The 6,196-nt window shown below is 73.0% G+C and carries 6 protein-coding genes; 3 read left to right on the forward strand and 3 right to left on the reverse strand.

The window, feature by feature from the left end; translation table 11 throughout:
• Positions 1-29 precede the first annotated feature (29 nt).
• Positions 30-2,237: an ATP-dependent DNA helicase RecG gene (gene recG, locus ACSIH6_RS35860; protein WP_435112766.1), complete on the reverse strand. Its 2,208-nt coding sequence runs from the start codon at positions 2,235-2,237 to the stop codon at positions 30-32.
• 477 nt (positions 2,238-2,714) lie between these two features.
• Between recG and rpmB the strand changes: the two genes are divergently transcribed.
• Positions 2,715-2,900, forward strand: coding sequence for a 50S ribosomal protein L28 (gene rpmB, locus ACSIH6_RS35865; RefSeq protein ID WP_013151263.1), 186 nt, complete (start codon positions 2,715-2,717; stop codon positions 2,898-2,900).
• Between the two features lie 188 nt (positions 2,901-3,088).
• Here rpmB and ACSIH6_RS35870 read toward each other — a convergent pair whose 3' ends face one another.
• Both ACSIH6_RS35870 and ACSIH6_RS35875 read right to left on the reverse strand, forming a co-directional pair.
• Positions 3,089-3,778 (reverse strand): cellulose binding domain-containing protein, encoded by a 690-nt coding sequence (locus ACSIH6_RS35870; RefSeq protein WP_435112767.1) that lies wholly within the window; start codon positions 3,776-3,778, stop codon positions 3,089-3,091.
• A 259-nt stretch (positions 3,779-4,037) separates the two neighbouring features.
• A complete protein-coding gene (locus ACSIH6_RS35875; protein WP_435112768.1) occupies positions 4,038-5,030 on the reverse strand; it encodes a thiamine-phosphate kinase in 993 nt (330 codons plus the stop codon).
• Positions 5,031-5,161: 131 nt separating this feature from the next.
• On the opposite strand from ACSIH6_RS35875, the gene ACSIH6_RS35880 reads away from it, so the two are divergent.
• Positions 5,162-5,395 (forward strand): Lrp/AsnC family transcriptional regulator, encoded by a 234-nt coding sequence (locus ACSIH6_RS35880; protein ID WP_013151260.1) that lies wholly within the window; start codon positions 5,162-5,164, stop codon positions 5,393-5,395.
• Between the two features lie 30 nt (positions 5,396-5,425).
• On the forward strand, positions 5,426-5,893 hold the full coding sequence (locus tag ACSIH6_RS35885) for a DUF3515 domain-containing protein (RefSeq protein ID WP_435112769.1): 468 nt from the start codon (positions 5,426-5,428) through the stop codon (positions 5,891-5,893).
• The last annotated feature ends 303 nt before the right edge of the window (positions 5,894-6,196 follow it).

Consider the following 6,196-nt stretch of genomic DNA (forward strand, 5'->3'; position numbering starts at 1 on the left):
GGCCCTGCCGCCCCGGCCGCCCCGGGCGCTCAGGCCTTGTCCAGGTACTCCGCCCGCTCCTCGGGCAGCAGCGTCTCCAGCGCCTCGGCCAGCGGCGGGTGCCCGGTCAGCCCGGGATCGGCCGCCACGTACGCCGTGGCCTCCTCGCGCGCGTCCCCGATGAGCTCCTCGTCCTTGAGCAGGGTGAGCATCCGCAGGCTGGAGCGGGCACCGGACTGCGAGTCGCCCAGCACGTCGCCCTCGCGGCGCATCTCCAGGTCCACCCGGGAGAGTTCGAAGCCGTCGGTGGTCGCGGCCACCGCGGCCAGCCGCTCACGCGCCGGGGAACCCTCCTCCGCGTCGGTGACCAGCAGGCACAGCCCCGGCAGCTGACCTCGGCCGACCCGGCCGCGCAGCTGGTGCAGCTGCGAGACGCCGAAGCGGTCCGCGTCCATGATGACCATCACTGTGGCGTTGGGCACGTCCACGCCCACCTCGATGACGGTGGTGGAGACGACGGCGTCGGTGTCCCCTGCCGAGAAGCGGCGCATCACCGCGTCCTTGTCGTCGGGCGCCATCCGGCCGTGCAGAACCTCCACGCGCAGTTCGGAGAGCGGCCCCTCCGTCAGGCGCGCCGCCACGTCGAGCACCGCCAGCGGCGGCCGGGCGCCCGCGGCCTCCTCGCCGTCCCCGGCGCCGACCTCCTCCTCGGCCTCCTCCTTGGCGTCGTCGCCGATCCGCGGGCAGACCACGAAGGCCTGGTGTCCGCCGCCCGCCTCCTCACGGACGCGTTCCCAGGCCCTGGTCAGGAAGTGCGGCTTCTCACGCGCGGGCACCACGTGCGTGGACACGGGTGCGCGGCCGGTCGGCAGCTGGGTGAGGGCGACCACGTCGAGATCGCCGTAGACGGTCATCGCGACGGTGCGCGGGATGGGCGTGGCCGTCATGACCAGCACGTGGGGGCGTCCGTCCACGGCCTTCTCCCGCAGGGCGTCGCGCTGCTCCACGCCGAACCGGTGCTGCTCGTCGACCACCACCAGCCCCAAGTCGGCGAAGGACACGTGCTCCTGGAGCAGGGCGTGGGTGCCCACGACGATCCCCGCGGCGCCGGACGCCGCGTCGAGCAGGGCCTCCCGGCGGGCGGCGGCGTTCATGGAACCGGTGAGCAGCGCCACCCGGGTGGCGTTCTCCGCCCCGTCGATCTGCCCGGCGCGGCCCAGCGCGCCGAGCATGGCGCTGATGGACCGGTGGTGCTGCTGGGCCAGGACCTCGGTGGGCGCGAGCATGACGGCCTGGCCGCCGGAGTCCACGACCCGGAGCATGGCCCGCAACGCCACCAGGGTCTTGCCCGCGCCGACGTCGCCCTGGAGCAGGCAGTGCATGGGGTGGGCGGCGTCGAGCCGCTCGGCGAGGCGTTCGCCGACCTCCCGCTGCCCCTCGGTGAGCGTGAACGGCAGCTGGGCGTCGAAGGCGTCCAGGAGGCCGTCGACCGCGCCGGGCCGGGGCTTGGCCGGCAGGTCCTCCGCGCGGTGGCGCCGCTGGGCGAGCGCGAGTTGCAGGACGAAGGCCTCGTCCCACTTCAGGCGGCGGCGGGCGGCGCCGACGTCGGACCACTCCGCGGGCCGGTGGATCCGGCGCAGGGCGTCGGCGACGCCGAGGAGCCCGCGCCGTTCGCGCAGTTCGGGGGGCAGCGGGTCGGGCAGGCTGTCGACGTCGGCGAGGACGATGTCGACGGTGCGGGCGATGGTGGTGGAGTCCAGGCCCTTGACCGCCGGGTAGACGGGGATGAGCTCCTCGGCGTAGGCCCGGGCCCGCTCGCCCTCGTGGCCGTCCTCGTCGAGGAGTTCGTACTGGGGGTGGTCGAGCTGACGGCGGCCCTTGAAGGTGGAGACCCGGCCGGAGAACATCGCCAGGCGCCCGGGGACGAGGGCTCCCTGGTGGTAGGAACCCCGGTTGAAGAAGGTCAGGTGCAGGCGCCCGGTGCCGTCGGTGACGGTGGCCTCCATCATGTCCATGCGGCGGCGGCCCTGCCGCGCGGGCACGGTGCGCCGCTTGGCGTCCAGGACACGGGCCTGCACGGTGACCTCCTCGCCCTCGCGCAGTGCCGCGAGGTCGGTCAGGTCGCCGCGCCGGTCGTACCGACGCGGGTAGTAGCGCAGCAGGTCGCCGAGGGTGTGCAGGTCGAGCTTCTCGGAGAGGGCCTTGGCCGTCTTGCCCCTGAGGGGCCCCCTGCTCAGCGGTTCGTCCCAGGTGCTCACGTGTGCTTCCCGTCTCGGATCGCCGGTCACCGCCACGGTAGTCCTCCGGTGCGACGCTCGCGCGCCTTCCCGCCGCCTCGTTCGGCCCGCGAACGCGGGGGGAGGTGCCGGGCCCCACCCCGGAGGGCTCCAGAGTCCCGGTGGCCAGTCCGGCGGCCGACCCGGTGGCGCTCCCTCGCCCGCGGCTCCCGCCCCTCCCAATCGGGGTATACTCGTGGAAGTTCATCGCGTTTTCGCCATGCCCGCGTGGCTGATTCGATGCTCTCGGTGGTCAACCGGGTCGTTCTCGACCACGGCGCGACCCACCATCACACGTACGGACATCGGTCGTCGGCCCGCACTGCGCGTCGGGCCACGTCCTTCGTGTAACCTTCCACGGTTGGCGTCACCGTCAACCAGTCCGCCCGACCTCTCCCGGTCGGATGAATCTTCGCGTGCGGCGACGTGCGCGATCCCGAGCGCTTGAATGGAGTTACCGTGGCTTCCGTCTGCGACGTCTGCGGCAAGGGACCAGGGTTCGGTAACAGTGTTTCCCACTCGCACCGTCGCACCCGCCGCCGCTGGAACCCCAACATCCAGACCGTCCGCACCCGTGTGGGCGGCACGCCCAAGCGCGTGAACGCCTGCACCTCGTGCATCAAGGCCGGCAAGGTGACCCGCTAGGGTTCCCAACCCTCAGGACCTTCCATGGAGGCCTCCGACCATCTCGGTCGGGGGCCTTCACCCTTTGTCGGGGCCCCGTCGAGTCGTCGGAGCCCCGTCGGGGGCTGGAACCGCCCCGGGCTCCGCACCGGAACCCCTGCGGGGGCCTCTGCGGGCCCGGAGGCGACCTGCGCCCCCGCTCCCCCGGCTCACAGCTCGCAGACGTGGCCGTTCAGGGAGCAGCGGATCGGGCTCTGCGGCACGCCGACCGCCTCGAAGGTGAGCGCCACCGAGTCGCCGGGCTCCAGGCTGTCCTGGTCGGCGGGCTGGCGGGCCAGGATGCCGTCCTCGATCTCCGCCCAGTCCGCGCCGTTGACGTGCGTGACCTCGGCGGAGTCGAAGGCCAGGGCCAGCTCCCAGCCGTCCAGGCTGGTCCGCGAGGTGTTGGTGACGGTGACGTGGCCGCTGAACCCGACCGACGTGGACTCCGTGATGCGGTAGACGACCGTGGTCGGCTCCGAACCCGCCTGGGTCTGCGGTCCCCGTGCCCCATCGCCCTCGGCCGCCGCCTCCTCCTCGCCCTCGGCCGCCGGCTCCTCGGCGTCGGTCCCAGGTGAGGCGTCGTGCGTGGGCTGGGCCCCGTCCTGGGTCCCGGGGTCCTCGGTCGCGCCCGGGGTGCCGCCGAACTGGAGGTAGATCTGGGTGGTGCTGTACCCGAAGAGGAGCAGGCCGAGGATCACGCCGGAGACGACGAGCACGTTGAGCAGGCGCGGGGGTTCGACGCGTTTGGGGACCGTGCTCTCGATGAGGCCGCCGAGCCGCCGCAGCGCGCCGACGTCCTCCGGCTCGCTGCGGTGCACACCCCGGCGGTTGCCGTTCCGCCAGCCATGCCGCCCCATAAACCGCTCCTCGACGTTTCCATCACCCTCCACCGAGAGCTCCGGTTCCGGTCCCTCCCTCGTCGCCCTCCGCCGTGTGCACCCCCGTCTGGTGCGGGGGACACCGGCGAAGCCGTGGCTTCTTCTGCCGACCCTCGGTCGGTGGCTCCCGGGGACTTCCTGGGGCCGCTGCGTCCCATGAGGCGGGTGCTACGCCCGGAAAGGCCGCGTTCGCAAAGCCTAGCGTGAGAGTTAAACAGGACAAATCCCATCGGGCGCCTCAGCGCCGGAAATGATCCCATCCTCCGCGAGGCGGAACCCGCCCATCGACCGTGACCGGAATTGTGTTTTCTTCCGCGGTTTCACCTGTTGTTCCCACAACGGTTCCCACCCTGTGCCAGTGAGCGGGCAGAACGGTGTGCGGCGGGAACACGGCGGCGAGGGCGTGGTCCTCTCCCCCGGCGACCATGAGGTCGCGCGCGGCCCGCTCGGCCGTGTCGGCTCCGGCGCCCAGGACGCGGACCGCCTCGACGAGGGCGGGCTCGGGGCGCAGCGCCTCCCCCTCCAGGTCGACGCGCACCCCGCTGGCCCGGCAGACGTGCCCGAGGTCCTGTGCGAGGCCGTCGCTGACGTCGAGCATGGCCGTGGCCCCGAGCCGGGACGCCTCCGCTCCTCGGGCGTAGGGCGGGCTGGGCCTGCGGTGCTCGGACAGGCACTCGGCCGGGCCGTCGATCCCCTGCTCCAGCAGGGCGAGCCCGGCGGCCGACAGCCCCAGGTGGCCGGTGTAGGCGACCACGTCGCCGGGTCGGGCGCCGTCGCGGCGGACCGGTGCCCGTCCCTGGAGGTCGCCGAGCGCGGTGACCGCGATGGTGAGGGTGTCCGAGCCGACCATGTCCCCGCCCACGACGGCGCCGCCCGCGACCGCGCACTCGTCGCGGACCCCGGCGGTGAACTCCTCCGCCCAGGACACCGGCAGGTCGGCGGGCGCGGCGAAGCCGATGAGCAGGCCGGTGGGGCGGGCGCCCATGGCCGCGACGTCGGCGAAGTTCTGCGCGACGGCCCGGTGCCCCACGTCACGGGCGGTGGACCACTCGCGCCGGAAGTGACGGCCCTCGACCAGCAGGTCGGTGGTCGCGACCGTCCGGCCGTCGGGGGACGCGACGACAGCGGCGTCGTCCCCGGGTCCGAGGATTACATCGTCCGTGGTGGGGAATTGGCTCGTCACGCGTGCGATCAGAGCGAACTCACCAAGACCCCCAATGGTGTTCCGCACAGGGATCAGGGTACGGTGACGCTCCGGCGCGGTGGTCCGGACCCACACTTGTCATCCGTCCGTCATCGGCCGCACCCTGGCTCGGCCGTGAACCCACTCGCCGCTTCGCCCGGCGACACGAAGGAGTACTCATGGTGCAGGCATACATCCTGATCCAGACCGAGGTCGGTCAGGCAGCCGAGGTGGCAGGACGCATCCGGGGCATCGAGGGGGTCGAGAAGGCCCACGACGTGACCGGCCCCTACGATGTCATCGTCCAGGCCAGCGCCGAAGACATCGATTCCCTGGGCACCCTCGTGGTGGCCCGGATCCAGCGGTTGGACGGCATCGCCCGGACTCTCACCTGTCCCATCGTCAACATCTGACGCATCGCGTCATCCAGAGCGGGGTCTGCTGTGCTGAGTCGGTACGCGTACGCCGGTGTGGTCGCGGCCCTGGCCCTGGTGGCGACGGGCTGCGGCGCGCAGACCGTGCGGATGCAGCCGCCAGAGGCGGACGCGGCGGCCGCCGAGGTCTGCGCCGACCTCGTCGCGGCGCTCCCCGACACCCTGCTCGGAGCGGAGCGGGCACAGGTGCGGCCCGACTCGGAGCTCACCGCGGCCTGGGGCGACCCGCCCATCGGGCTGCGCTGCGGGGTGGAGCGCCCGGTGACCCTGACCAGCACCTCCTACCTACAGGAGGTCAACGGTGTTCCGTGGTTGCCGCAGCCGGAGGACGCACCCACCATGTACACGGCGATCGGTCACGAGGCCTACGTGGAACTGTCGGTCCCGGCCGCCCACGGCGCCCCCGCCGCAGCGCTGTCGACGGTCAGCGACCTGATCGTCGAACACGTCCCGGCGCTTCCCGAAGGGGAGCTGTGACCCGGCGCTCGCGCCGGGGAGACCTTGACCGCGCGCCCGCGGGCGGCTCCCGGTAGGTGAGCGGACCCGAGCGGCAGCGTTCGTCGGACGAACCCGGGCAGCGGTGAGCGCGTGCGCTGACGACGGCGCCCGGTGGGCGGGCACGCCGAAGCGAGCGAAGGCGTGGCCTCCCCCTTTACCACGCTAAGCCCGCGCGGAACCCGTCCGCCAGAGGCTTTTCCGGCCTGTGGACGACACACGCGTGGGGCCGCCAGCGTCCGCTGGCGGCCGGGGGGAGCTGCACGTTTTCGCCCCGCACCGTCC

Origin of the sequence: Nocardiopsis synnemataformans (assembly GCF_965343085.1) — a bacterium.
GTDB lineage: Bacteria > Actinomycetota > Actinomycetes > Streptosporangiales > Streptosporangiaceae > Nocardiopsis > Nocardiopsis alborubida.